General features: G+C 66.7%; 23 protein-coding genes, 1 tRNA gene and 3 pseudogenes. 17 read left to right on the top strand and 10 right to left on the bottom strand.

Annotated features, from left to right (window positions below; all coding sequences use genetic code 11):
• Positions 1 to 76: 76 nt before the first annotated feature.
• The 5 genes from IAI58_RS13085 (at position 77) to IAI58_RS13065 (ending at position 5564) form a co-directional block, all read left to right on the top strand.
• Positions 77 to 1300: an LL-diaminopimelate aminotransferase gene (locus IAI58_RS13085; RefSeq protein WP_207445367.1), complete on the top strand. Its 1224-nt coding sequence runs from the start codon at positions 77 to 79 to the stop codon at positions 1298 to 1300.
• Positions 1297 to 2589 (top strand): homoserine dehydrogenase, encoded by a 1293-nt coding sequence (locus IAI58_RS13080; protein ID WP_207445368.1) that lies wholly within the window; start codon positions 1297 to 1299, stop codon positions 2587 to 2589. Before IAI58_RS13085 ends, IAI58_RS13080 begins: the two co-directional genes overlap by 4 nt.
• 38 nt (positions 2590 to 2627) lie before the next feature.
• Entirely contained in the window at positions 2628 to 3608 is a 981-nt protein-coding gene (gene glpX / locus IAI58_RS13075; RefSeq protein WP_207445369.1) for a class II fructose-bisphosphatase, read from the top strand.
• A complete protein-coding gene (gene recJ / locus IAI58_RS13070; protein WP_207445370.1) occupies positions 3598 to 5394 on the top strand; it encodes a single-stranded-DNA-specific exonuclease RecJ in 1797 nt (598 codons plus the stop codon). The genes glpX and recJ overlap by 11 nt, the downstream gene beginning before the upstream one ends.
• Before the next feature lie 94 nt (positions 5395 to 5488).
• Positions 5489 to 5564: transfer RNA gene (locus tag IAI58_RS13065), tRNA-Glu, on the top strand.
• A 450-nt stretch (positions 5565 to 6014) separates the two neighbouring features.
• On the opposite strand, the gene IAI58_RS13060 is transcribed toward IAI58_RS13065, so the two are convergent.
• A complete protein-coding gene (locus IAI58_RS13060) occupies positions 6015 to 6233 on the bottom strand; it encodes a site-specific integrase (RefSeq protein ID WP_207445371.1) in 219 nt (72 codons plus the stop codon).
• 148 nt (positions 6234 to 6381) lie between these two features.
• On the opposite strand from IAI58_RS13060, the gene IAI58_RS13055 reads away from it, so the two are divergent.
• Positions 6382 to 6618 (top strand): putative peptidoglycan-binding domain-containing protein, encoded by a 237-nt coding sequence (locus tag IAI58_RS13055; protein ID WP_207445372.1) that lies wholly within the window; start codon positions 6382 to 6384, stop codon positions 6616 to 6618.
• A gap of 496 nt (positions 6619 to 7114) precedes the next feature.
• Positions 7115 to 7882 (top strand): acyltransferase, encoded by a 768-nt coding sequence (locus IAI58_RS13050; RefSeq protein ID WP_237182198.1) that lies wholly within the window; start codon positions 7115 to 7117, stop codon positions 7880 to 7882.
• Positions 7883 to 7922: 40 nt separating this feature from the next.
• Here the strand turns inward: IAI58_RS13050 and IAI58_RS13045 are convergent.
• From IAI58_RS13045 to IAI58_RS13035, 3 genes and pseudogenes are all read right to left on the bottom strand, one after another.
• Positions 7923 to 8357: pseudogene (locus IAI58_RS13045) on the bottom strand (IS5 family transposase); the annotation flags it as partial.
• A gap of 256 nt (positions 8358 to 8613) precedes the next feature.
• Positions 8614 to 9690 (bottom strand): IS5 family transposase, encoded by a 1077-nt coding sequence (locus tag IAI58_RS13040; RefSeq protein WP_207445373.1) that lies wholly within the window; start codon positions 9688 to 9690, stop codon positions 8614 to 8616.
• 60 nt (positions 9691 to 9750) lie between these two features.
• Positions 9751 to 9963: pseudogene (locus IAI58_RS13035) on the bottom strand (transposase); the annotation flags it as partial.
• Between the two features lie 102 nt (positions 9964 to 10065).
• Between IAI58_RS13035 and IAI58_RS13030 the strand changes: the two are divergent.
• Positions 10066 to 11101: pseudogene (locus IAI58_RS13030) on the top strand (IS110 family RNA-guided transposase).
• 697 nt (positions 11102 to 11798) lie between these two features.
• Positions 11799 to 11933 carry a hypothetical protein gene (locus IAI58_RS23300; protein WP_272877178.1) on the top strand — a complete coding sequence of 45 codons (135 nt, stop codon included), beginning with the start codon at positions 11799 to 11801 and terminating at the stop codon, positions 11931 to 11933.
• 171 nt (positions 11934 to 12104) lie between these two features.
• On the opposite strand, the gene IAI58_RS13025 is transcribed toward IAI58_RS23300, so the two are convergent.
• On the bottom strand, positions 12105 to 12335 hold the full coding sequence (locus IAI58_RS13025; RefSeq protein ID WP_207445374.1) for a hypothetical protein: 231 nt from the start codon (positions 12333 to 12335) through the stop codon (positions 12105 to 12107).
• Between the two features lie 247 nt (positions 12336 to 12582).
• On the opposite strand from IAI58_RS13025, the gene IAI58_RS13020 reads away from it, so the two are divergent.
• From IAI58_RS13020 to IAI58_RS13010, 3 genes are all read left to right on the top strand, one after another.
• Positions 12583 to 13350 carry an N-acyl amino acid synthase FeeM domain-containing protein gene (locus tag IAI58_RS13020; protein ID WP_208775955.1) on the top strand — a complete coding sequence of 256 codons (768 nt, stop codon included), beginning with the start codon at positions 12583 to 12585 and terminating at the stop codon, positions 13348 to 13350.
• A gap of 125 nt (positions 13351 to 13475) precedes the next feature.
• On the top strand, positions 13476 to 13928 hold the full coding sequence (locus IAI58_RS13015; RefSeq protein ID WP_207445376.1) for a methyltransferase family protein: 453 nt from the start codon (positions 13476 to 13478) through the stop codon (positions 13926 to 13928).
• On the top strand, positions 13925 to 16234 hold the full coding sequence (locus IAI58_RS13010) for a putative bifunctional diguanylate cyclase/phosphodiesterase (RefSeq protein WP_207445377.1): 2310 nt from the start codon (positions 13925 to 13927) through the stop codon (positions 16232 to 16234). Before IAI58_RS13015 ends, IAI58_RS13010 begins: the two co-directional genes overlap by 4 nt.
• Positions 16235 to 16255: 21 nt before the next feature.
• Here the strand turns inward: IAI58_RS13010 and IAI58_RS13005 are convergent, their stop codons facing one another.
• Complete coding sequence (locus IAI58_RS13005; protein ID WP_207445378.1) at positions 16256 to 16957, bottom strand: OmpW/AlkL family protein; 702 nt, start codon at positions 16955 to 16957, stop codon at positions 16256 to 16258.
• Between the two features lie 156 nt (positions 16958 to 17113).
• Complete coding sequence (locus IAI58_RS13000) at positions 17114 to 17353, bottom strand: hypothetical protein (RefSeq protein ID WP_207445379.1); 240 nt, start codon at positions 17351 to 17353, stop codon at positions 17114 to 17116.
• Between the two features lie 318 nt (positions 17354 to 17671).
• Between IAI58_RS13000 and IAI58_RS12995 the strand changes: the two genes are divergently transcribed.
• Both IAI58_RS12995 and IAI58_RS12990 read left to right on the top strand, forming a co-directional pair.
• Positions 17672 to 17839, top strand: a complete 168-nt coding sequence (locus IAI58_RS12995; RefSeq protein WP_207445380.1) for a hypothetical protein — start codon at positions 17672 to 17674, stop codon at positions 17837 to 17839.
• A gap of 181 nt (positions 17840 to 18020) precedes the next feature.
• Positions 18021 to 18299 carry a hypothetical protein gene (locus tag IAI58_RS12990; protein ID WP_207445381.1) on the top strand — a complete coding sequence of 93 codons (279 nt, stop codon included), beginning with the start codon at positions 18021 to 18023 and terminating at the stop codon, positions 18297 to 18299.
• 111 nt (positions 18300 to 18410) lie between these two features.
• On the opposite strand, the gene IAI58_RS12985 is transcribed toward IAI58_RS12990, so the two are convergent.
• The 3 genes from IAI58_RS12985 to IAI58_RS12975 are packed head-to-tail and all read right to left on the bottom strand — an operon-like array spanning position 18411 to position 22113.
• A complete protein-coding gene (locus IAI58_RS12985; protein WP_207445382.1) occupies positions 18411 to 19886 on the bottom strand; it encodes a M81 family metallopeptidase in 1476 nt (491 codons plus the stop codon).
• Positions 19883 to 21232: an aspartate aminotransferase family protein gene (locus IAI58_RS12980; RefSeq protein WP_207445383.1), complete on the bottom strand. Its 1350-nt coding sequence runs from the start codon at positions 21230 to 21232 to the stop codon at positions 19883 to 19885. The genes IAI58_RS12985 and IAI58_RS12980 overlap by 4 nt, the downstream gene beginning before the upstream one ends.
• A complete protein-coding gene (locus IAI58_RS12975; protein ID WP_207445384.1) occupies positions 21229 to 22113 on the bottom strand; it encodes a MurR/RpiR family transcriptional regulator in 885 nt (294 codons plus the stop codon). The genes IAI58_RS12980 and IAI58_RS12975 overlap by 4 nt, the downstream gene beginning before the upstream one ends.
• 77 nt (positions 22114 to 22190) lie before the next feature.
• Between IAI58_RS12975 and IAI58_RS12970 the strand changes: the two genes are divergently transcribed.
• The 3 genes from IAI58_RS12970 (at position 22191) to IAI58_RS12960 (ending at position 25756) form a co-directional block, all read left to right on the top strand.
• Entirely contained in the window at positions 22191 to 23195 is a 1005-nt protein-coding gene (locus tag IAI58_RS12970) for a Bug family tripartite tricarboxylate transporter substrate binding protein (RefSeq protein WP_207445385.1), read from the top strand.
• 382 nt (positions 23196 to 23577) lie between these two features.
• The gene (locus tag IAI58_RS12965; protein ID WP_207445386.1) at positions 23578 to 23826 is read left to right on the top strand and encodes a hypothetical protein; all 249 of its coding nucleotides are present in this window, start codon (positions 23578 to 23580) and stop codon (positions 23824 to 23826) included.
• Positions 23827 to 24064: 238 nt separating this feature from the next.
• Complete coding sequence (locus IAI58_RS12960) at positions 24065 to 25756, top strand: dihydroxyacetone kinase family protein (RefSeq protein WP_208775954.1); 1692 nt, start codon at positions 24065 to 24067, stop codon at positions 25754 to 25756.
• The last annotated feature ends 291 nt before the right edge of the window (positions 25757 to 26047 follow it).

The raw sequence follows: 26047 nt of genomic DNA, 5'->3' as shown, positions 1-26047 counted from the left end.
CTGCTCTGGCCCCTGGTTTTCATGGGCCGTGATCTGCTCTACGCCCACCTGCAACGACATCTCTGGACCGCGTGCCATGACTGAGGAATTCCACCGCATCCGCCGCCTGCCACCCTACGTCTTCGCGGAGGTGAACCAGGCGAAGGCCAAGGCCAGGGCGGTTGCAGAGGACATCGTGGACCTCGGCATGGGCAATCCCGACAGCCCGACGCCGCCGCATATCGTGGCCAAGCTGATCGAAGCGGTGCAGAACCCGAATACCCATGGCTATTCGGCCAGCAAGGGAATCCCCGGCCTGCGCCGGGCCCTGGCGGGCTATTACGCCCGGCGCTTCAACGTGGAGCTGGACCCGGAGACGGAAGTGGTCGCCACCCTCGGCTCGAAGGAAGGGCTGGCCAATCTGGCGGCGGCCATCTCCTCGCCCGGCGACACCATCCTGGTGCCGAACCCCTCCTACCCGATCCACCAGTTCGGCTTCATCATCGCCGGCGCTTCCGTCCGCTCCATCCCGCATACGCCGGATGAGGCGATGCTGGTGGCGCTGGACCGCGCCGTTCGCCATTCCGTGCCGAAGCCGACCGCGCTGATCGTGAACTTCCCGTCCAACCCGACGGGGCTGATGGCCGACCTCGACTTCTATCGGGAGCTGGTCGCCTTCGCGAGGAAGCACGAGATCTACATCCTCTCCGACCTCGCCTATGCCGAACTTTATTATGGCGACCGCGTGCCGCCCTCGATCCTGCAGGTGCCGGGGGCCAAGGATGTGGCGGTGGAATTCACCTCCATGTCCAAGACCTACAACATGGCCGGCTGGCGCATGGGCTTCGCGGCCGGGAACCCCAAGCTGATCGCGGCGCTGACGCGGGTGAAGTCCTACCTCGACTACGGCGCCTTCACGCCGATCCAGGTGGCCTCCGTCGCCGCGCTGAACGGGCCGCAGGACTGCATCGAGGATATGCGCAGGCTCTACCGCGAAAGGCGGGACGTGCTGGTGAAGGGGCTGAAGCAGGCCGGCTGGGACGTGCCCGTGCCGGAGGCCGGCATGTTCGTCTGGGCGCAGATCCCGGAGAAGTTCCGCGACCTCGGCAGCGTCGAGTTCAGCAAGCTGCTGCTGGCCCGCGCCAAGGTGGCGGTGGCGCCGGGCCTGGGCTTCGGCGAGCACGGCGATACCCATGTGCGGATCGCCATGGTCGAGAATACGCAGCGCATCCGGCAGGCGCTGCGTGGTATCCGTGGCTTCCTGCAGGGGGATAACGCCGGTCCTGCCCTGGAAGCCGCCGCTGAAGGAATGAAGGCATGACCCGTCCCCTCGCCATTGGTGTCGCCGGCCTGGGGACCGTCGGCGCCGGCGTCCTGAAGCTGCTGCGCGACAACGCCGAGCTGATCGCCGCCCGCGCCGGGCGCCCCATCGTCGTTACCGCCGTGGCCGCGCGCGACCGCAACCGCGACCGCGGCGTGCCGCTGGACGGGATGCGCTGGTACGAGGACCCCGTGCGCCTCGCCGCCGACGAGAAGGTCGATGTGGTGGTGGAGCTGATCGGCGGCTCCAGCGGCCCGGCGCGGGAGCTGGTGGAGGCCGCGCTGGCCGCCCGCAAGCCCGTGGTTACCGCCAACAAAGCGCTGCTGGCCCTGCACGGTGCCGCCCTGGCCGAGAAGGCTGAGGCGGCCGACGTTCCCCTGGCCTTCGAGGCCGCGGTGGCCGGTGGCATCCCCGCCATCAAGGGGCTGCGCGAGGGGCTGGCCGCCAACAACATCGCCCGCGTCACCGGCATCCTGAACGGCACCTGCAACTACATCCTGACCTGCATGCGGGACCAGGGCCGCGAATTCGCCGATGTGCTGGCCGAGGCTCAGAAGCTCGGCTATGCCGAGGCCGATCCCTCCTTCGACATCGACGGCATCGACGCCGCGCATAAGCTGGCCATCCTGGCGGCGCTGGCCTTCGGCCGGCCGGTCGATTTCGGCAGCGTGCATGTCGAGGGCATCCGCAACGTCACCGCGCTCGACATCAAGCTGGCCGAGGAACTGGGCTATCGCATCAAGCTGCTGGGCATCGCCCAGGCGGTGGAAGGCGGCGTCTCCACCCGCGTCCATCCCTGCATGGTGCCGGTGAGCCACCCCATCGCGGTAGTGGACGGCGTCTATAATGCCGTGGTCGCCGAGGGCGACTTCGTCGGCCGCGTGGTGCTGGAAGGGCGCGGCGCGGGCGCCGGCCCCACGGCCAGCGCCGTGGTCGCCGACCTGATCGACATCGCGCGGGAGCGTTCCACCCCAGTCTGGGGCGCGGCCACCACGGCCCTGTCGCAGAAATCCGCCGTTCCGATGGACCGGCATGTCGGCGCCTATTACCTTCGCCTGATGGTGCTGGACCGGCCCGGCGTGGTGGCCGAGATTACCGGCGTGCTGAGGGACCACCGCATCAGCCTGGAGAGCATGATCCAGCGCGGCCGGGCCCCGGGAGAGGCAGTGCCCATCGTGCTGACCACGCATGATTGCCAGGAGGCTTCCATGCGCGGTGCCCTGGAGCGCATCGCGGGTCTGGATTCGGTGCTGGAGCCCCCGGCGCTGATCCGCATCGAAACGCTCTGACCGACGTTAGCCAAGCTTAAGCCTGAACAGGAGCCACCATGCGCGATCCCGTCCCTGCCGACCGCAACCTCGCCCTTGAACTGGTGCGCGTGACCGAGGCGGCCGCCCTGGCCGCCAGCCGCTGGATCGGGCGCGGGGACAAGAACGCCGCCGACGGCGCGGCGGTGGATGCCATGCGCAAGGCCTTCGATACCGTGGATATCGAGGGCACCGTCGTCATCGGCGAGGGTGAGATGGACGAGGCGCCGATGCTCTATATCGGCGAGAAGATCGGCCATGGCGGCCCCAAGGTCGATATCGCCGTCGATCCCCTGGAAGGCACCAATATCTGCGCCACCGGCGGGCCGAACAGCATCGCCACCCTGGCGGTGGCCGAGCATGGGGGCTTCCTGCACGCGCCCGATATCTACATGGACAAGATTGCGGTCGGCCCCGGCCTGCCGGCTGGCGTGGTGCATCTGGAGGCCAGCGCGGCCGAGAACCTGCGCGAACTGGCGCGGGCCAAGAAGTGCGAGATCAACGACCTCGTCGTCTGCACGCTGGGCCGTGACCGCCACAAGCACATCATCGACGCCTGCCGTGCGGCGGGAGCCCGCATCATGCTGATCCCGGACGGCGATGTCGCCGGCGTCATCGCCGTGTCGCAGCCGGAAGCGGGGGTGGATCTCTATCTCGGCTCCGGTGGCGCGCCGGAGGGCGTGCTGGCGGCCGCGGCGCTGCGCTGCATCGGCGGTCAGATGCAGGGGCGGCTGCTCTATGAGGATGAAAGCCAGATCGCCCGCGCCAGGGAGATGGGCATCACCGACCCCAACAAGATCTTCTCGGTCGAGGAGATGGCGAAGGGCAATGTGATGTTCGCCGCCACCGGCGTCACCTCCGGACCGATGCTGAAGGGCGTGCGCCGCACCGCCAATGCGGCCTTCACCCATTCCATCATCATGCGCAGCAAGACCGGGACGGTGCGCTACATCGAGGCGCATCACAACTTTGCCCTGAAGCCGAGCGCCTTTGTCGGCTGATCTTCTCACGACGGACGCGGCGGCACCGGTTCTCGGTGTCAGCCGCAGCGCCACGGGGCGGCGTTGGGTGTGGCGGCAGGCCGATCAGCGGATCGGCCTGGCCATCGCGCAGCGCCTGGCCCTGCCCGAGCTGCTCGGCCAGCTGCTCTCCGCCCGCGGCATCGGCATCGACCAGGCAAAGGACTTCCTGGAGCCGACGCTGCGGGCGCTGATGCCCGACCCTTCCACCCTGATCGACATGGACGCCGCCGCCGACAGGCTGGCCCATGCCATCCGCACGGGGGAGCAGGTGGCGGTCTTCGGCGACTACGACGTGGATGGCGCCTGTTCCGCGGCCCTGATGCTGCGCTTCCTGCGCGGGCTGGGCTGCAAGGTGCGCGCCTATGTGCCGGACCGGCTGAAGGAGGGCTACGGCCCGAACCCCACCGCCATCGCCGCGCTCTGCGACGAAGGCGCGACGCTGATCGTCTGCGTCGACTGCGGCATCGCGGCTCATGCGGCGCTGGATGCCGCGCGGGGCCGTGCCGATGTGGTGGTGCTGGACCACCATAAATCCGAAGGCCCGGTGCCCACCGTGGCCGCTGCCGTGAACCCGAACCGGCTCGATTGCGGCTCGGGCCTGCGTCATCTCTGCGCCGCCGCCGTGGCCTTCATGGCCGCTGTGGCGACGCTGCGCACCCTGCGCAAATCCGGCTATTTTGCCGCCGGGCGCGAGCCGGACCTGCGGGAGCTGCTGGATCTCGTGGCCCTGGCCACGGTCTGCGACGTGATGCCACTGACCGGCCTGAACCGTGCCTTCGTGGCGCAGGGGCTGAAGATCATGGCGCGTGGTGACCGACCCGGCCTGGCCGCGCTGCTGGAAGTGGCCCAGGCCAAGGACGCCCCTTCGGCCTATACGCTGGGCTATCTGCTGGGGCCGCGCATCAATGCCTCCGGCCGCATCGGCGAGCCCGACCTGGGCGTGCGGCTGCTGACCTGCGACGACCCCATCGCCGCGCGCGAGATGGCCGAGCGCCTGGACGCCGTGAACCGCCGCCGCCAGGAGGTGGAGAGCGAGGTCCTCTCCGCCGCCTTCGCCGAGGCCGAGCGGCAGCATGCCGAGGGCCTGCCGGTGCTGCTGATCGCGGGGGAGGGCTGGCATCCCGGCGTCGTCGGCATCGTCGCCGGCCGGGTGAAGGAGCGCTTCAACCGCCCGGCCTGCGTGGCTGGCGTGGCGGAGGGCCTGGCCAAGGGTTCCGGGCGCTCGGTGCCCGGGGTGGACCTGGGGAGCGCCGTCATCGCCGCCCGCCAGATGGGGCTGCTGGAGACCGGCGGTGGCCATGCCATGGCCGCCGGCTTCTCCTTCCGCATGGAGCGGCGGGCGGAGGTGCATGCCTTCCTGGCCGAGCGCCTGGCCCATGCCTCCGACCTTCCCGGCGCCGCCGACCTGATGCTGGATGCCGCGCTGATGGTGCCCGCCGCCACGCCCTCCCTCGCGGAGGAAGTGGGACGCCTGGGCCCCTTCGGCCCGGGCAATGAGGAGCCTTCCTTCGTCTTCCCACGCGTCCGGATCGGGCGGGCCGACCGGGTGGGGCGGGAGGGCGGCACGGTGCGCGCCTTCATCCAGGGCGAGGGCGGGGGCCGCATGAAGGCCATCTGCTTCCGCGCCAAGGACGGCCCGCTGGCGGAGCTCTTGCTGGGCAGCGGTGGCGCGCCGGTGCATCTCTGCGGGGCCTTGCGGGCCGAAAGCTGGAACGGCGAAGTCTCGGCCAGCCTGCATGTGCAGGATGCGGCACCGGCGGCGTAAAAAACCGACCGATTCTGTGTCGGCGGGGGGCTAGACGCACTCCGCCTGATACAGTAGTAACCGGCCCGCCGCGCATGACGCGGACAGAGACTGTGTCCCCATCGTCTAGAGGCCTAGGACACCAGCCTTTCACGTTGGTAACACGGGTTCGAATCCCGTTGGGGATGCCATTCAACAAGACCAAAGGGTTAGCGCCCTTTGGTCTTATTTTTTTGCGGCTTCTGTTGGACTGTTGGATGCCTGTTGGATAACGGCGCTCCCGCGCTTTGGCTGCTGCGCGCCCGGTCGATCCTGCGAAGCGGTTGGGGCTGGCTCCTCCCTCAATCAGCTCGAGCATCGCGGCAAACTGTCCCTCCAACGCCTCCTGTGCCTGCCGCGCCAGCGGATAGTGGTCCACGCAACGCAGCTAGACGTCCAGGTCGGCATCGCTGGTGTGGCCGGTCAGGGCGCGGATCGCGCGGTTTTCAAAGCCCGGCAGCTTCAGAGCGGCCGGCACGGTGGCGCGAAGGCCCTGGAGGGTGGACCTTGGCAGCTTGAGGATGCCCAGCAGCCGGGCTCAGCGTCTCCTGAGCGTTGGCGGTAGTCCACGGCTCGCCGCGCGGGGTCGGAAAAAGGCGCGCTTAGTTCTTCCTCTTCATTGCCGCCAGCGCTCGGGCTAAGCTCGGCGTGACGTGAAGCAGCAGATCCTCGCTGGTCTTCGCCTGCTTGAGCCGCAGCATCTGGCGCTCCTCATCATATTGATCCGGGGCGAAGCTGGTCACATCGCCACCCCGCTGGGCGGTCAGGAGATAGCCGGTCAGTAAGGACCGGCGGTAGTCGGCTTGGCTACCCCTGGCCAACTGCTTGTAATCCGCGCTCCCAAGATATGAGGTAATTGCGTCGTCTACCGTGTGACGGCCGCTGCCAGGCCGCTCTCTTGCTTCTAAAGCTGTCCCGGGTCCGGTCGTAGGCTGCCAGAAAGGCCGCGCTACCTTCGGGCTGGGGGACATGAGCGGGCGAGGAACGCTCTATGCAGACATCACCGTGGATGGTACCTGCGGCGCCATGACCCGGGCGGCGCTCAACAGCTTCCTCCAGCGGCGAGGCACCGAGGGCCGGGCCGTGCTGCGGGAGGTGGTGAAGTCCTTCCAGGCCGGCCACTACCTGTCCCTGGCTGAGGGCGGCCCGAGCCAAGAGGCCTTCGTCTATGGCTGGATGCGGAGCCGCATACTTGGGCTGGGTTAGCGTCGTGTCTTAGCCGGTGACAGTCTTGAGCTGTACATCCTCCGCAGTTCTTGCGCCAGCCACCAGGAGCGCCATCGTCTTCGTCAGAACCGCCAATGTTGCTCGAACGTCAACATCCTCTCCTCGCTCTATGCGGGAACAGATGTCGGCCAGCACCCGTTCTGCAGACGCCAAGTCCTCAACAGAGCTAACGTTTTTGAGGGGGGCGGCTTCTGGAAGGAAAGGCTGCATCGCTTTCCTGATAGTAAGTGCCCTATTTCGTGTCAACTCCGAACTGTTTTTTCTCCTTCCTTGAAATTGATTTGATGAGAGACCTCAACTACACCGCTCAGTAGCGGAGGTGATATCCGGCCCAAACGGGTGTATGAGAGTCGCGACGTTACTCGATCTGTTCCCTCCAGAAAATGGTGGCCCTGTGGAATCAAATAATTTATCAATCCAGGACCAATTTCCTCTCTTGGGAAGTGAAGGATTTTCTCTCCCTGAATTGGTTGGCATGGATATTCTGAAGATTACTGATGCGGATAGTGCTAGAAATCTTAAGAATTATGGGATCAATATTGAATTGATTGATCCGTCACCGCGAGCGCGAGGCAAAACCAGAGTTACGTTCTACGTAAGCAAAAATTCGAAGCGGAACCTCAGCGTAAAGATCGCTGAGCACGCGCATGAAAATCATGTATTTATTGACGGCACTCATGGATTTACTGGTCGTTTGCTTCTCGCTGGACAAGGAAATCGCTTGTACGACATGGGAAGCGATAGAGATAATCTGGCATTGATTTCCTTCCACGGAAGCTCAGCGGTTTTGTACTGGGGGCGCGGCTCAACGACGAACGGCCTTTACACCGAATTGCGGCGGCAGGGTGACGGGGTGCTGGTTGGCGAGGACTGCATGTTCGCCACCGAAATCGTGCTTCGCCCAACCGATATGCATGCGGTGTTCGATCTGAATACTGGGCGGGTGATCAACAATCCCACAGAGCCGAACCCGCCCATCATCCTGTACCCCCATGTCTGGCTGGGGCAGCGAGTGACCGTGCTGAAAGGCGTTACCATCGGTCCCGGCGCCATCGTTGGCGCGTCGGCCCTTGTCACTAAGGATGTGCCGCCCAGTACCGCAGTCGGTGGCAACCCGGCCAGGATGATCACAGAGGATGTGACCTGGACGCGCGCCTCCGAACCGAAGCCGGAGGAAATTGCGCGGGTCACCGAGTACGTGAAGAGGCTCACGTACCTCTACTCTCAGGCCAAAGAGGCCTGACAACGCGGGCCTTTGTTGTGATGCTAGGTAGGGGCCTCATTTAGATCCACTCGCTGACGGCGGCGATCAGCGCGAGTGCGGCCAGGTAATTCTGGGCGAGGCGGTCGTAGCGGGTGGCGACGCGCCGCCAGTTCTTGAGACGGCAGAACAGGCGCTCGATCTGGTTGCGGCGCCGATAGGCGCGCCGGTCGAGTGGATAGGGCTTGGTGCGGGTTGCGGTGGAAGGGATGACGGCCTTGATGCGGCGCTCCTTGAGCCAGCGCCGCAGGCTTTCGGCGTCATAAGCCTTGTCTGCGATGAGGCACTTCGGTGCGGCCACGGCCCCGAGCAGTGGCAGCGCCATGCTGATGTCGGCGATATTGCCCGGCGTCAGCGCGAAAGCGACCGGTCGGCCATGATCATCGGCCAGGCAATGGATTTTCGAGGTGCGGCCGCCGCGCGAGCGTCCAACCGCTTGCGTCCACTCCCCCCTTGTCCGCCCGCCGCCGAGCGGTGCGCCTTCACGTGGGAGGCGTCCAGGCTGAGTTCCTGAGGCACCTCACCCGAGGCGGCCATCTTCGCGAACAGGCGCTGCCACAGGCCGCGTCCGGACCATCTGGACCCCTCGAATTACCGGCCGCTGCGCGGGCGGGCGAGCAGGATCGTTGCCTCAGGCTGTGACATACCCTTGCTGACGCCGCCAGGTCACCGGCTTTGGACGGCGAGTGCCGCCCTTGGTGGGGGCTACGAGGTTATGCGGGCGCAGTTCGGGTGCTGAGCCACGCCAAGCGGGTGAAGTTATAGGCGAGATTGGCCATGCCGATCTTCACCTGTGCCCGAGCGATGCCGATGGTGCGGACGAACAGCCTCATACGGTGCTTCTGGGCGGCGAAGACGTGCTCGATGCCCGAGCGGATCCGGGCGCGTGTGGCATTGGCCTTCGCCTGTTGTTCGGAGAGCTGGCGCCGCGGCGGACGGCGGAACTGGATCCTCTCGGACAGGCCGCGCTGCTCCAGCACTTTCAGATTGCGCTTGGTGCGGTAGGCCGTGTCCGCCCAAACGCGGCTGGCCGTGTTCTCGGGATCCAGCAGGACGGGAAAGCTGCGACTGTCGTGCTGAGCGGCATCGGTGACCGTCCAGCGGCGGATCAATCCATGCCGCCGGTCGATGCCGATATGGCTCTTGTAACCGAAGATGGGCACCGCGATCTGGATGACCTGGCGCTGATTGCCTTCTGGCTTGGGCTTGGCTTTACCGCGCTTGAGCGTCCACCGGGCATCCCGATCCTTCTGCGCCCTCTTGGCACGGGACCAGCCCTCTGGCGTGCCGCCCTCCCGGATGGTGGCCTTCTCCTCGATGGTGAGTTTCTGGCGCGGCGCGGCGATGATCGTGGCATCGATGATCTGCCCGCCCATGGCGAGAAAACCTTTGGCCGCCAGCACCTCGTCAAAGCGGCGGAACAGCCCCTCCATGGCACCCGCCTGCTTGAGCTGCTCGCGATACAGCCAGATCGTCTTGGCATCGGGCACCACCTGGTGCAGGGCAAGCCCCACGAAGCGCATGAAGGACAGCCGGTCGCGCAGTTGGAACTCGGCCTGCTCGTCGGAGAGGCTGTAGAGCGCCTGCAACACCAGGATGCGGAACATCAGCACCGCATCATAGGGCGGGCGTCCGCCGCGGCTGCGGTCCGAGCGCGCCAGCGCCGCATCCAGCACGGGACGGAAAATCTCGAAGTCGACCACCTTCGAAAGGCGCTCCAGTGGGTCGCCCGCCGCAGAAAGCGCGGCATACCGCTCATCCACATCGAAGAAGCCCGGCTGATCCGCCATCGCCACTGCCTCCGCTGATGACCTCAGTGAATCAGCTCAGCGCGTCAACAGCGAGGTTTTTCGAAGTGTCCATCTGTTGAAGCGGTTGTAGATGGTAGTCGGCGGACCATAAGCCGCAGGCACATCGCGCCAACGGCAACCGGTCTTGAGCACGTGCGGGATGCCGCTGATCACCCGCCGGTCATCCACGCGGGGCTTGCCTGGCCTGCCGCGCGGCAGGTGTGGCTCAATGGCAGCCCAAGCCTCATCCGACAGCCAGAACAACCGCGCCATCTCAGCCTCCTGAGCCGTTCAAACCCGTTCAGGAGATAAAACACCAGCAGCGCCAATAAGTTGTATGGGTTTTCTACCTAGGGTCAGGACCCATAAACAGGGTTGAGCCACAGAGCGCTGCGTGATTCTCTCTTGGCCAAGACAGCGGTCTGCGCGCTCAATGAGCACGGCAAGATCGTGAGGGAGGCGCAGGTTGCCAGCGATCCGGCGGTGATCGCGCAGTTCACGGGCAGCTTGGACGGCGAAGTGACCATGATGGGTCTTGAGGCCGGGCCTTTGTCGCAGTGGCTGCATCGCGGCCTCAGCGAGGCTGGCGCAGATGTCGTTCTTATGGAGACCCGTCAGGTCAAAGGGGCCTTGCAGGCGATGCCGATCAAGACCGATCGGCGCGATGCCGAGGGCATCGCGCGGCTGCTCCACCTGGGCTGGTTCAGGCCGGTGCACTGCAAATCCGTCTCGGCCCAGGAAGTCCGTGCCTTACTTGGCGCGCGCAAAGCCATCCAGCAGAGCATGATCGCGATCGAGTTGTCGCTGCGCGGCTTGTTGAGGAACTTCGGACTCCAGGTAGGGCAGATCTCGCGCGGTCGCTTTGAGGTCCGGGTTCGCGAGCTGGTTGAGGGCAATGCCATGCTGGAAGCTGCCTCGGCTCCGATGCTCCGGGCGCGCGACGGCCTACGCCAGGAACTGGCCGGGCTCGAGCGTGTGGTTCGGGTGCTGGCCAAGGATGATCCCATCTGCTGCCGCATGATGACCATGCCGGGCGTCGGCGCCGTGGTCGCCTTGACCTTTCGTTCGGCCGTCGATGATCCGTCCCGGTTCCACCTCGTCCAAGAAGGTTGATCCATGGGTTGGCCTGACGCCATCGCGCCATCAATCCGGCGAACGCGATGTCACAGGCGGCATCACGCGGGCCGGGGATGCCAATCTCCGACGAGCCTTGTGCCAGGCGGCCACCGTGTTGATGCATCGGGGCCCCGCATCCTGGCTCAGAAGCTGGGCTGTCCAAGTGCGGCAGCGGCGAGGCATCAAACGGGCGATGGTGGCCTTGGCACGGCGGATCGGGACGATCCTTCACCGGATGTGGGGCGATGGCACAGATTTCCGTCTGGATGCCGCGCCAGGGCACGTTGGCGTATGATCGCCAAGGTGAAGGCCGCAAGCTGCCACTGATGTCTGCCTGAACGTAGACTTTCGAGGTCCCCACCGGGACGGGGTTCCGATGACGCCGTGGTCAGGACTGTCGCCGACCCAAAGTCGAGCACGCCTATGAGATGGGCGCATCGGACCCTCAATTGGACCAGCATCATGTTGGCAGCCATCGCGCTGACCACGGACCGAAGCATAAACCCGAGGTGATCTCAGGTGAGGGAATTCGCTGAGCAGCAGCAGTGATCAGGACCTAGCGTCATCAGGAAGCCGCGGCACAGCTTGCACACGCGGACCCCACCACGCGCCATTCTCGGCTTGACGAAGGATGCCCCGTTACTGAAGCGGCCCTTATTCGGTCAGGGCACAGGACCGGCTCCGCAGAGCTTGGCACGATGGACGCCAGACACGCAAATATGCCTAGCTTATGGTTCCTCTAACGACCTGTATTTTGAAGGTTATGCATCCCAGGGTTGAGGTAAAAAAATGTTGCGCTTCCATAGTGGATCCATACCTGCTACTTAATAAACAACCCTGGGTGGCATATAATTTCCCATAGGTAATTGGGGGTCCATGGAATGAGTACCTCGTTGTACGCCGTGCCTGTCAGATTTCTTGACGATGCAGTCGAGCAGATTGGGGCTGTGTTCGATGAGGGGACACGCCACACGCGAGTTCTGGCGCTGTGCATGATGGCCCGCACCGTTAAGGCCTATCCTGCCGGGGAGCTACAGGACTGGGCCGAGGACCGCCTCGCGGCGCTGATCGGCCAGCTGGACCTGACGGCGGATGAGTTGGAACTGGTGCGCTACTTCAGGACGTAGCGAACGCGCCGGGCTCATATGCGTGTCCCTTTCGCCGCATCAGCCCTTTGTTCCGGTACCGCGCCAAGCGCTCCGCGGCTACGGTCCTCCACGCCACTCCTTCGCCAGACCGCTGGTGTTTCATGCCATCGGCGACAAGCTCAGATGCCGGGTGATCCAGCCTATAGGCGATTACCGCGAATGAAAGTTCAGGAACGCGGCTTCGAGCTTCTGATGCGCTTCATCCGGTTCGATGAAGCCGCCATCCACCACGCCATTGCGCCAGCCGTGCCAGTAGGATCGTGAGACCTGCTGGACGTCGCATGGCAGGCCCTGGATGCCGTCCATATACCCGCAAAGGACGTCTCCCTCATCGAGGGAATAGAAGTCCGACAGGGTTTCAACAGGTTGGAAGAACTGCACGGCTGAACTCTGTTCTCATGGGGTTCATGGCCTGGGGGAGCAACCTGCGCCTGCGCGCGCCCGATGCTGCGGGCAAGGGTATGTCGTGGCATTTCGCTGACGGAAGAGATCCGCGCTGCCGCGCCATCAGGCGAGCGGTTCCCGTCAGCATCCTTCGCCACAGCCATAGTAAACACTGTGAACCACGCCCGGAGCGTCGGGTTGAACTCGCCTGTCCTGCGGCGTGGAGCCATTTCGCAGGAGATCTATGGTGCCGTCTTCTTCTTCCACGACCCCGCTTGTTCACACTACCGCAGCAGCACAACACGCCCATCTGGGCGTCAGGCCCGCATTGGCCAGGCAGCCGCTCAGCAAGCCCACACAGTACTACGCGCGACTCGCCCTTGCGGATGAGGTGAGGCGAGATGCTTACAAGCTTCGATACCTCTGCTACCTAAACGCGGGGCATATACAACCGAATAGCTCGGGGCTGTTCAAGGACAAGTACGACGAGTTGCCGAACGCTAGCACCATTGTCATCTATGACCATGAAACCCCGCTTGCTTCGGTCCGGACCTGCCTCCTCGCCCGCGGCTCCGACCTTATTTCGCCAGCACTGGACACTTACCCGGAGGAGGTGGAGGCGCTGCTGAATGCGGACCCTGCCAACCCCTTCGCCGGGCGTGGCATCGAGGTCACGCGGTTGGTCCGCAGCCCGGAGGCCGAGAACAACCAGGGTCTCGTTTTCCTCCTCTACCGTATGGCCGGTTATATCGCGCTCTGCGCGCACAGCCAGATCCATCTGGCCTGCGTCCGCACCAACCACGCACCATTCTATCGCCGGCTTGGTTATCAAGCGGTGTCTGAGCCGCGTGCCTATCCCGGACTGACGTGTAAGATGCAGCTCATGGCCAGCGACCGGCAACGCTACGACAAACTGCGGCAGAAGGTTCCCGTGATGGACCCGCTGGGCGGCACGACCGGCAACCTGAATGGCTTTTTCGGGGGGGAGCCTGTCGCGCTCTCTCTGGCCTGACCATGAACAACATCGGGGATTCCATGTTGCCCGTCCTTATCATCGCGGCCGCGGCGGCGGCGCTTGGCTCCTTCGCCTGGGGCCTGCGGCGCCATTTCCGCGCGGAAGGCGGGATGCCGCCAGGAATGCGCGCGCTGACCCTCGCCAGCAGCGCCGCCACCCTGTTGTTCCTGTTCCTCGTCCTCAGCCATGGCGTCGGCATGCGCGGGGGAATGGTGTCCATCGCCGCCTCGGCCGGCGCGACGGCGCTCTTCTGGTGGGCCGTCCAGGCCACGAAGCATAGCCCGCCCCATCTCGCCCATACCGGCGATACGCCGCAGATGCTGCATGAAGCCGGGCCCTTTGCCTATGTCCGGCACCCTTTCTACCTGTCGTACTGCATCTTCTGGCTTGGTGCGGCGGTCGCCGCCGGCGGCCTTCAATGGATCGCCGCAGTCGGGCTCATCGGCTGGTACTATGCGACGGCGCGCGCCGAGGAGGCACGCTTCTCTCAATCTCCGATGGCCGCGTCCTATGCCGGGTATCAGCGCCGGACCGGCATGCTCCTGCCACGCATCGCGCAGGTATGGCGGCGTTGAAAAACCGGCCCTCCTTCTCCACCCTGGCCAACCGGGCCAGGGCGGCCCTGCGTACGCTCTCCCAACCCGGGCGGCTGTCCCCGGAGCAGGGGGTGGCGCTGCGGCGCGAGCAGGCGGGCCTGTTGTTCTTCCTGTCGCTGCTCTTTCCCGTCGCCGGCATCATCAACTGCGTCTTCATCTCTGCGCATTTCCGGCCGCTGGAACGCCCGCTGATACTCATCAGCGCCGCGCTGGTCGTCCTGTTCTACGGCGCGATCTTCCGCTCCGCGCTGCGTTGGAAGAAGGACGCCGATGACTTCGGCTTCCTGCGGCGGGCGAGGGGACTTTTTATCGGCCTGGGCTTCAGCTGGGGCAGCGTCATCAACCTCCTCGCCTTCTACGGCGAGCCGAACCAGATGGCGCTGATCCTGGCCCTGGCCTGCGGCGTCGTCTCCACGCCCATCATCAGCGTTCCGCTGTCGGTGGCATTCGGCTTCTTCATACCGGATGCCATCCTCTCGGTGATCGCCGTGACCTTCACGATGACGCAGCCCGACCCGGTGGCGACCATCGCCTTCATGTCCTTCACGCTCTACGCCGCGGGCGGCATCCTCTGCACGAACTGGACTTTCAACGGGCGAGCAGAGGCGCGGGCGGCGTTGCAGCGGGAGATCACGACGGTGAAGGTCTTCCTGCGCGAATACCGGGAAGGCTCGCCCGACTGGCTGTGGGAAACCGACGCGAAGGGCTACCTCCGCTTCGTTCCCGCCAATCTGGCGAGTTCCACCGGCCTGGAGGAACGGAGCCTCCTCGGCAAGCGGCTGCCGGACCTGCTGCGGCCTGAGTCCGGTGGCGGGAGAGCGGAGGAGCACCGCCTGCCCGACCTGGCAGACTGCTTCCGCCGGCAACTCGCCTTCCGGGACATGGTCACGACGCTGGCCGGGGGCGGGCAGACGCGCTGGTTCGCGCTCACGGGCCATCCTGTCTTCGACACCAAGGGCAGGCTGACAGGCTTCCGCGGCATCGGCCGCGACATCACGGAGCGCTATGAGGCGGACAGGAAGCTGGCCTTCATGGCGAACCATGACGGGCTGACGGGCCTGCTGAACCGCAAGGCCTTTGTCAGCCTCGTGGAGCAGGCCTGCCTGGAGGGGCGTCCCTTCGCCCTCGCCAGCATCGACCTCGATGACTTCAAGGGCAAGAACGACAGCTATGGCCACCATATCGGCGACGCCCTGCTGATCTCGGTCGCGGAGCGCATCCAGGCTGTGATCCGTTCTGGCGACGCGGCTGGGCGGCTTGGTGGCGATGAGTTCGCTGTGCTGCTTTATGACCTGGACGCGGAGCAGGGGCATGATGTGGCGACGCGGCTGGCCAAGGCCATCTCCCAGCCCACCAGGATCAATGACCTGACGATCGTGCCGGGGGCGAGCCTCGGCGTCAGCGCCTCCGAGGGCGTCGGTGACGATGCGCCGCGTATGCTGATGCTCACCGACCTGGCCCTCTACAAGGCCAAGGAGCAGGGCAAGGGGACTGCCTGCCTGTTCGAGCCATGGATGGAGCAGGAGTACCGCAAGAGACTGCTTCAGGAGGTCGAGCTCAGCCAGGCTATCAAGCAGGGCCAGATCACGGTGGCCTACCAGCCGATCGTCGACATCATGACCGGCCAGGTCATCTGCGCCGAGGCGCTCGCCCGCTGGCGGCACCCGATTCGCGGGACCATCCCGCCCAACATCTTCGTCGAGACGGCGGAGAGATGCGGCCTGATCGACCAGCTTGGCGAGTTGATCCTGCGGGCGGCCTGCCAGGACGCGGTGGAATGGGAGGCGCCGATCCAGGTCAACGTCAACCTGTCTCCCGGCCAGCTCGACAGCGGCCAGCTGCCGGCCATCGTCTCCCGCATCCTCGGCGAGACCGGGCTGGAACCCGGGCGGCTGGCGCTCGAGATTACGGAGACGCTGCTGCTGAACTTTTCACCATCCTCCCTGCAGCAGCTCCAGACGCTACGCGCCAACGGGATCAAGCTGGTGCTCGATGATTTCGGCACCGGCTATTCATCCCTGAGCTATCTTCTCAGCATCGAGGTGGATGGAATCAAGATCGACCGCAGCTTCACGAAGCGGCTGCCGGACCCGAAGGTCGCCGCCATCTACCGCACGATCACGCGGCTGGCGGCGGACCTGAACGCCTATGTCGTCGCCGAAGGTATCGAGGAGCCGGAGCAGCTCGAATGGCTCCGGCGGAATGGTATCCATTTCGGGCAGGGATACCTGCTGGGCCGCCCGCAGGAATCCATGCCGGTCCGGCGCGCGGCGTATCTCACCTGACCCGCCGGCCTCCGGCCAGACTCAGAACCGGTAGGTCAGCCCGACGCTCAGGACGACCGGGTTTGGCGTGACGGAGACCTGCACGGGGTAAGGCGCCACCGGATGCGGCACCATGCCCTTGGCGCGGAATTTCAGCCACACCTTCCGCGCATCCGCGTACAGCGCGAGGTTGCGTGTCAGCCCGTATTCGAAGCCGGCCTGCAGGACGGGCCCGTAGGCGTTCCGGACATGCAGGCCCGGCAGGGAACCGCCGCTGGTGTTGAAGATGGCGGTATAGTCGATGCCGGCCCCCACATAGGGATCGAAGCGGCTGAACTGCAGCGGGTGGTATTGCATGCCCAGCATGACAGAGCCGTAGGTGACCTTGCTTACCGTGCCGAAGCTCTCGAAGGCGTTGCGCCCCTCCAGCGCCACCGTTGGCGGCAGGCCGCTCAGGACGGATACGCTCCAGGACGGCGCGAACCGCCACCCGGCTTCCAGCAGGACGGCGGACTGTCCGCCGAACGCGATCTTCGCGTCATCGATGCGGGCGCCGTGCACCGATGCGCGGCCGCTGGTTTCATACTGCAGCAGGCCATAGCCCAGCCGCAGGAAGAAATGTTCCCCTTCGGCGGCTTCAGCCGGAACTTCCTGCGCCAGGGCCTGCCAGGAAAAGCCGCAGATCGCCAAGGCAACGGACAGGACACGCGGGATTTCCCGCACCACTCTAACTTCTGGTGTCATCGCCTGTCCTGCCGAGCCTAAGCTTTGTTCAATACAGGCGCCCTTCTAGCCGATTCATGCGGCGACACGAGTCCCTTTCCGGCATCGGCATGCAAACTGGCCTGGATCGGCCGCCCACCGCCAAGGGCGTTTCAACGTCGTCCGGCCTTCTTCATGTCATATCCTGTCCCGCGGCTCGTCCGGCACGGCCGACATCACCAGGTCGCGGATCGCTGTCATCGTCTCCGCCCCCAGGTCGCGGGCGCTGTCCGGCAGCATCTGGTCGGCGGTCTCGAAGATCGCCAGCAGCTCTGTTCTCGAAAGCACGCCCTTCATCGCGAGCGTCCCCATCAGCGCGCCCAGCACGGCCGTGAAAGTATGACCTTGCTGCAGTTCGGCGGGCAGTTCGTCGGACATCTCTTCCTCCAAGGGGCCATTTCCCTGCTTCCATGTGGCTGGGCAGGAGGAGTTCGGCAACGCCCCGCCGCCACCCCGTCGAAACTCAGCCGTGCCGGAATCTCCGTCCCGCGACCTGCGGGCGGCATCTTGCGCGCCGGTCTTTTCCCGAACTTCTGCGAGGCGCAAGTTTTCCGACGAAAACTTCGTCTAACGGCAAAGATTTAGCTATTAATGAGACAAAATGACAAGTTATAGATGATTCGTTTCTAATGCGTGCGGGCCGCCGTGTTGCGCTGGTCGGTGGCGCATTCACCGGTTCGGAAGATCGGGGTGGGCATGGACAAGGTTGCTGAGAAGCTGCTGCAGGCCGCGCGGAACGACATGGAGTATCTGGAGAGGCTCATCGCGGCCTTGCCGGAGGGTGGACCATCCTGTTCCGTGACGGCGCTGATCAGACAGGCCCGTGCGCTGATCAGCTTGCTGGAATTCGGCGCCGCGGACTGAGCCCCGCCCGGCTCCACCGGATGCCGGCGCGTCGGTGGAGGGCAAGGGGGCGGCGCGGCCGATGCCGGGCGGCGTGACGGCATGTCATCCCCATGTTCCCCCGTAATCCCCGCTTTTCCGCCCTGGCGGGCCGGGGCGCCCGCCGCCAGACTTCGGGCAACAGTGTTTCGGAGGGCTTGCGATGGATCAGCGGCAGACCGGCATTCGCGTGATGCTTCAGGGGGCGGATGACGTGGCGGTGGAAGCCGCCGCCGATGAGCTGAAGCAGCGCCTGGGCGCCCGCTTCTCCGTGGTGACGCGCAAGCGGCGGCGGGAAGGCGGCGATCTCGTCATCACCGCCACCATGCTGGCCAGCGCCACCGCGAATGTGGACGCGGCGGCGACCGACCTGATCGACCTCATCTACGCCAGCCAGGCACGCGAGGGCCGCGAGCCCGGCCAGGCAGCAGCGCGGAGCTGAGCGGGAAGGGGCCGCGAACCGGCGGAAAACCGCCGTTAAGTCCATCCATCAACATGCCATCCACGCGGTGATCCACAGGCCTGTCCCCGAGATCTGGGGATATCTCCAGCCTCAGGCCGCGTCCGACAGCGGGTAGATCCCGGCCGGCGCGTGGCGGAAGCGGAAGGAGCGGATCTCCAGCGCCGCGGGGCCGGGCGCGTCCACGTCGATCATGCGTGGCAGGAGGGAGGAGAAGGCCGCGCGGAAGTGGTTCTTCGCCTTCACGCAGAGCAGGCCCGGCTGCGTCACATCCACCCGGTGCAGGTCGAAGAAGCCGGGGTCGCTGGGCGAGACGCAGCGCGAGGTGACGATCACCCGCACCTGGCCGATGCGGATCACGGCCGTCGGGCCCAGTTCCACCATCATGCCGCCGAGCACCGGGCCACGGTTGCGGAAGCGGCCGTTGGTCAGCAGGTCCACGGTGCCGGAGAAAGGCACGGGCGCCCCATAGTCGCGCGTCAGCCGCGCACCGAAATGGCCGGAGAGCGGAGCCCCGGAACCCGCCGTTTGAGCCCGCTGCACCAGCCCGGGGTCACAATAGAAGGCGACCACGGTGGGCAACTGCGGCTGGCAGTCCAGCACGGCACGGATCAGCTCCGGCGTGTCGCCGATGCCGCCGGAATAGGGGTTGTCCCCCGCATCGACGATGGCGGTGGGCAGGGGGCCGCCGGAGAGAGCCTGCCGCAACCCTTCCGCCGCGCTGGGCAGGCTGATGAAGAAGGCATCGCGCCGCGCTTCGTATTCCCGCAGCAGCGAGGCCGCCGTGCTTTCCGCCAGCGCCGCATCGGCATCCGCGAAGACCATGACGCTGCCCCCGGCCGATGGCGTGTCGCCATAGCTGAAACCACCGAAGATGCTGCAATCCAGCACGCCCGGCAGGGCCTCTGCCGCGCGGGCGGCGGCCTCCATCTCCGCCATCGGGCCGGTGGCGGTCCGCATGTTGATGCTGGGCAGGATGGCGTTGAGCTTGGCGATGCGGCCCACCGGGCGGATGCGGCCCTCCACCGCCTCCCGCAGCAGGTCCACCGCGCGGCGGCCGGTGGAGCGCATATCCACATGGGGATGCGTCCGGTAGGCCGTGCCGATATCGATCAGCGAGGCGATCTCCGGGTGCATATTGGCATGCAGGTCGAAGCTGGCCGCCAGCTTCGCCTCCGGCCCGATGGCCTGGCGCACGCGCCGGATCAGTTCCAGATCGGCCAGCGGCAGTTCCTCCACCACAAGTGCGCCGTGCAGCGAGAGGTAGACGGCATCGAAGCCGCCATCCTTCAGTCCGCCGGTGATTTCCGCGCAGACCTGCTCGAAGACCTCGCGCCGCATCAGGCCGCTGGGCATCGCCGCGGCCTGGCGCAGGAAGACCGCCTCCCAGCCCGGATGCGCGCTGAGGAAATCCAGCGCGCCGCCGATCTCGGTCTCGGTATCGCCGTAGACTTCCCGCGCGGCCTTGCCGGCCACCCATTCGGAGGCGAGGAAATCCTCCATCTCCGTCGGCACCGGGCTGAAGGAATTGCCCTCGTGCCAGAGGCGGGCGATGGCCAGCCGGGTCATGCCCGCGCCTCCCGCCGCAGGGTGGAGGTGACGCGGTCGACCGCCTGGCCCATGGCATCGACGATGATGTCGATCTCCTCCTCGGTGGCGGTATAGGGCGGGGCCAGCAGGGCATGGTCGCCATGCAGCCCATCGGCCGTGCCGCCGCCGGGGTAGCAGAGCACGCCGGCGGCCAGCGCCGCGTCACGGATCAGCAGGTTCACCTGCAAACCCGGGTCGAAGCAGGTCTTGCCGTCGCGGTTGGCCACCAGCTCGATGGCCTGGAACAGCCCGCGCCCGCGGATGTCGCCGACATGCGGGTGCTGGCCCAGCCGTGCCTCCAGCCCCTGCCGCAGACGCTCGCCCAGTGCCTGCACCCGTGGCAGCAGCCCTTCCTCCCGGATCACATGCTGTACTTCCAGCGCGGCGGCGCAGGCGATGGGATGCGCGACATAGGTATGGCCGTGCTTGAAACTGCCGGAACCGTCGCGGATGGCATCCAGGATCGGGCTGGCGATCAACAGTCCGCCGATGGGCTGGAAGCCGCCGCCCAGCCCCTTGGCGATGGTCTGGATATCCGGGGCGATCCCTTCCTGCTCCCAGGCATGCAGCGTGCCGGTACGGCCCATGCCGCACATCACCTCGTCCAGGATCAGCAGCGCGCCATGACGGTCGCAGACGTCCCGCACCGCGCGGAAATAGCCGGCGGGGGCAGGGGCACAGCCCAGCGTGGCACCCACCACCGGCTCGGCGATGAAGGCCGCGACAGTATCCGGGCCGAGACGCTGGAACTCGGCTTCCAGTTCTGCGGCGAGGCGGGCGGCATAGGCCGCCTCGCTCTCTCCGGCCTGCTGGCCGCGATAGGCATAGGCGGGCGAGACATGGCTGAAGGCCTCGGCCAGCAGCGGCGCATAGGGTGCCCGGCGCTGCGCGTTGCCGCCCACCGCCAGCGCGCCCAGCGTATTGCCGTGATAGCTCTGCCGCCGCGCGATGAAGTGCTGCCGCTGGTCCTGCCCACGCTCCAGGAAATACTGCCGCGCCAGCTTCAGCGCCGCCTCCATGGCCTCCGAGCCGCTGGAGACGAAATAGGCGCCGGCCAGCCCGCCGGGCTCATGCCCCACCAGCACCTCCGCCAGTTCCTCGGCGGCGGCGTTGGAGAAGGCGCCGGAATGCACGTAGTCCAGCTGCCCGGCCTGGCGGCGGATGGCCTCCACCACGCGCGGATGCCCGTGGCCGAGGCAGGAAACCGCCGCTCCGCCGCAGGCATCCAGTAGTCGGCGGCCCCCGGCCTCGGTGATCCAGGAGCCCTGGGCCGAGGCCGCGACGGGCGGCGCGCTGCGCGAGCTGCGGTGCAGGATGCGTGTCATGCCTGGGAATCCTCGTTGGGAAGATATTGGGAGAGGGCGGCCAGCCGGTCCTCGGCCTCGTGCAGCCGCGCCAGCGCGGCATCGCCGCCCAGCAGGAAGGAGGCGGCGACCAGCGCCTGGGCCGTGGCCAGGGCGCCGGTCAGGCTGGGGAAGAAGCCGGGCGCGGCGGCGGCCTCGAAGGGCAGGAAATGATCGGCACCCTCGCAGGTCGGCGCGTCGCCACAGTCGGCGATCGCGACGATGACGCAGCCGGCCTCGCGCGCCGCCCGCGCCGCCTGCAAGCTGGTGCGGGAATAGGGGGCGAAGGTGACGAGCAGCACCACATCCTTCGGCTGGAAGGCGCCGAGGTCGAGATCCTCCGGCCGGTCGCCGCCCACCAGCCGCACCGCGTGAGGGCGGAACAGGCTGAGCTGATAATGCAGCAGATTCGCGACGGCGCGGCAGGAGCGGAAGCCCACGACCCAGATGCTCGGCGCGAGGTGCAGCGCCTCGGCCGCATGGCCGATGCGCTCGCCATCCAGGCGGGTGAGGCCGGCGGCATCGGCGGCCAGCATGTCCCCCGCCATGGCGGCGGCCGGGTCGGGCGTGGCGGGCCGTCCCTGGCGGATGCGCTTGCTGAAGGGGCCACCGGTCGCAAGCCTGGCCTGGCGGTGCGCCTCGATCAACGCGTCCCGCAGCGCGTCCCAGCCGGCATAGCCCAGTGCCTGCGCCAGCCGCGTGAAGCTGGCGGGCTGCGCCCCGGCGGCCGCCGCCAGTTCGCGCATCGAGCGGGTGGCGGCGTCGAAATCATGCCGGGCGATGTAGCGGGCGACTTCCTGCAATCTGGGCGGCAGGTCAGGCAGGGCGCGCCGCAACAGATCCAGGGGGGATGGAGGGGTCATGAAATAAATGTTGCACGCAACATGTGTTGCTGCAACGGATGTATCATATCGATATGACCGCATTCAGGGAAAACAGTATGACCAGTCGCCGCGCCCTTCTGGCCACACCCTTCGTCGCCGGCCTGGCCTCCCTGGCCGGGGCTTCGCCATCTCAGGCGCAGGAAAGCTTCCCCGCTCATCCCGTCCGTCTGGTGGTGCCCTTCACCCCCGGCGGCGCCGTCGATCTGACAGGGCGCCTGCTGGCGGAGATGCTGCCGCCGATCCTGGGCCAGAGCCTGATCGTTGAGAACCGTGGCGGCGCCGGCGGCAATCTTGGCGGAGACAACGTCGCTAAATCCCCGAAGGACGGCTACTCGCTGCTGCTGGGCACCGCGACCATCCTGGCGGCGAACAAGTTCCTCTTTCGCCGGTCGATGTCCTTCGACCCCGTGACCGATCTGGCGCCCATCTGCCGCGTCGCCACTGGCACGGTGCTGCTGGTGGTGAAGGCTGACCGGCCCTGGAAGGACTTCGCGGAACTGATCGCCGCGGCCAAGGAGAAGCCGGGGCGGATCACCATGGCCTCCTCGGGCACCGGCGCCGTCAGCCATCTGTCGCTGGCGGCGCTGAACCGCGCGGCGGGGGTGGAGATCACGCATGTGCCTTATCGCGGTGGCGCGCCCGCGATCCAGGATCTGCTGGCCGGCAATGTCGACATGATGTTCGACGTCATCCCGGCGCTGATGCCGCATGTGCGGGAGGGGCGGCTGCGGGCCCTGGCGGTCGGCAGCGCCGGGCGCGTGACCTATGTGCCGGAACTGCGCGAGGTTCCCGGCATGCAGGAGCTGCTGCCGAATTCCGGGATCGACTCCCAGTCCTGGTATGCTGTCATGGCGCCTGCGGGCACGCCCCAGGATCGTATTGCCGTCCTGCACCGTGCCATCCGGCAGGTGGCGGAGTCCGATGCCTTCCGCGCCAAGATGGAGCCCCTGGGCTTCGCCCCGGTCTGGGACGAGTCTCCGGCAGCCTTCGGCGAGTATCTGCGCGCGCAGGAGCAGGTCTGGAAAGGTCTGGTCGAAGTCTCCGGCGCCACGCTGGACTGACGTGAACCGAGCCGGGCGGCGTGAAATCCGCCCGGCTTCCCTGAAGTCTCTTCAGGAGGCTGACCTGTCATCGGTGATGTTCGCGCCCTCCTCGCAGGCAAATCGGAGGTGCGGCGGAAGGGGGGAAAGCCGTCGCGCTTCCTCCGCATTCCTGTTGAGGCCTGAGGCCGCAGCGCCTTCAAGGCCGCGCCACGAAACGAAGCCTCTCCTTTGGCTTTCTACAACCGGGTGCAACGTCATGTGGCCTGGCGATCAGCCTCCCGCAGTCACTCCCAGCGCGAGGAAATAGGAAAATATGCAGTCACGGCCAGGATAGCTTGTAATCCTTTATTTACGTTCCACGTTCTGTCTACACTCCAGGAATGTAAAGAAAGGCGACGCCATGAGCGGTTCGTCAACCGACCTATCCGTTGAGATACTCGACGACGCCGTCGAACACATCGTTGAGGTCTTCAGGGAGGGGGATAAAACAACCAAGCTCCTCTCCCTCTGCATGATGGCTCATGCCGTGTCCCATTATCCGGAAGGAGAAATCCAGGATTGGGCTGAGGATCGCTTGTCTTCGCTGATGGCGGAACTCGAACTCTCCGCCGATGATCTCGAACTGATCCGATACTTCCGGGCGGCCTGACACAGTCCGCCAAGGCCTGCCTGGGTCGTCCTCCTGACTTGGCATGAGGCGGCGGGGAGATCAACGCCATGTCCCGGCGCGGCTTCAACCCCGGCCTGGGAAAGCCATGTCCTCTCGCGCATAGTCGGACCCTTGGCCATAACGGCAGGGCGGCAGAGCGGCGAACGGGTGTCCCTTCATCCACGCGGCACGCGCCTCGCCCGGCTCTGCCCTCGGACCCGAATGCGAGTGACGCCTCATGAAGAAACTGGTCAATGATCCTCGGCGGGTCGTCCGGCAGATGCTGGAAGGCTTCGTCGATCTCAGCCCGCAACAGGCGCTGCTGGAGGGGGAGGATGTGGTCCTCCGCGCCGGCCTCCAGTCCCCGGCGGAACGGCCCGTGGCCGTCATCTCCGGCGGCGGCAGCGGGCATGAGCCTGCCCATGCCGGCTATGTCGGTGCGGGCATGCTGACGGCCGCCGTGGCCGGGGATGTCTTCACTTCCCCCAGCGTCGACGCCGTGCTGGCGGCAATTCGCGCCGCGGCCGGCCCGCGTGGCGCGGTGCTGGTGGCCAAGAACTATACCGGAGACCGGCTGAATTTCGGCCTTGCGGCGGAACTGGCGACGGCCGAGGGCATACCGACCCGCATGGTGATCGTGGCCGATGACGTGGCGCTGCGGGAAACGGTGGAACATGGGCGGCGCCGCGGCATCGCCGGCACCGTGCTGGTGCATAAGGTCGCCGGCGCGGCGGCGGCGGCGGGACTGCCGCTGGATGCCGTGGCGGCGGAGGCGCGGGCGACCAGCCAGGCGCTTGGCAGCATGGGCGTGGCGCTCGGTGCCTGCACCGTGCCCGCCGCCGGCAAGCCCGGCTTCGCGCTGGGCGGCGATGAGATCGAGCTGGGCCTGGGCATCCATGGCGAGCAGGGCGTGCGCCGCGCCTCCATCCAGGCCGCCGACGCCATCGTGGATACGATCCTGCAGGCCATCATCGACGATGCCGGGCTGACGGGGGGCGAGCGGGTCGCGCTGCTCGTCAACGGGCTGGGTGGCACGCCGCCGATGGAACTGGCTATCGTCGCGCGCCGGGCGCTGGAAGTGCTGCGCGGACAGGGCATCCTGGTGGAGCGCGCCTGGGCCGGCAATTTCATGACAGCCCTGGAAATGCCAGGATGTTCGTTGACCCTGTTGCGTGTCGATGACGCCCGCCTGGCGCGGCTCGACGCGCCGGCCGATGCGCCGGCCTGGCCCGGCCCCGGCAGGATCGTCCCTCGCCGGCTGGTGCGGGTGCCGGCAGTGGCGCCGCCTTGGCGGGAGGCAGCGGCGCCCGGCCCGCTCTCCGCCGCGCTGCGCGCCGCCGCCCTTGCGGCGGCCGATGCGCTCCAGGCGGCGGAGGCGGAACTGACGGAGCTGGACAGCCACGCCGGGGATGGCGATCTCGGCATCAGCATGGCGCGCGGTGCCGCGGCCATCCGCGCATTGCCCGACGGCGCCTGGGCCACGCCGGCCGCCGCGCTCACCGCCATGGGCGAAAGCCTGCGCCGCGCCATCGGTGGCAGCTCCGGCCCATTCTATGCCACGGCGCTGTTGCGGGCCGCGCGGCGGCTGGAGGGGACATCGCCGGATGCTGTGGCCTGGGCCGAGGCCTTTACCGATGCCGTCGCGTCCATCGGTGAGTTGGGTGGCGCCAGGCCGGGCGACCGCACCATGCTGGATGCGCTGCACCCGGCGGCCGAGGCCTTCACCGACGCCATCCGGCAGGGCCGTCCCACCGCTGAATCCTGGCGTGCCGCACTGCGTGCGGCGGAAGAGGGCGCGGCGGCGACCGCCTCCATGCGCCCGCGCCTGGGACGCGCCGCTTACCTCGGCGACCGCGCGCTGGGCGAGCCGGATGCCGGCGCAAGCGCTGTGCTGGTCTGGATGCGCGCCATCGCCACCCACCTCGGCTGAGCCGCCATGCACCGCCAGGCATGCCTGGCGGTGCATGCCCTCAGGCGCATAAGCCGGGCGCCGCCCGCCGTCTTCCGGTAAGCATTCATCTTCCAGCGGTGCGTGACATTGGCGGCAGTGATTGTTCCAAGGCCTCCGTGTCTCCTTGGGCCTCGTTGCTTGCCGCGCCGGGATATGTGGGCCGGAAGGGTAGCGGCATGGGATGGGGACGGGGCGAAACGCAAGAAACCCCGGCCATGAATGGCCGGGGTCCCGGAAGTCTCCTTGATTTCCTCGGTGCCCGCCCGTAAC

The organism is Roseomonas marmotae (assembly GCF_017654485.1).
Taxonomy (GTDB): Bacteria; Pseudomonadota; Alphaproteobacteria; order Acetobacterales; family Acetobacteraceae; genus Pseudoroseomonas; species Pseudoroseomonas marmotae.
The sequence above is the reverse complement of the archived record's forward strand: the minus strand, read 5'-3'. Positions and strand labels throughout refer to the sequence as shown.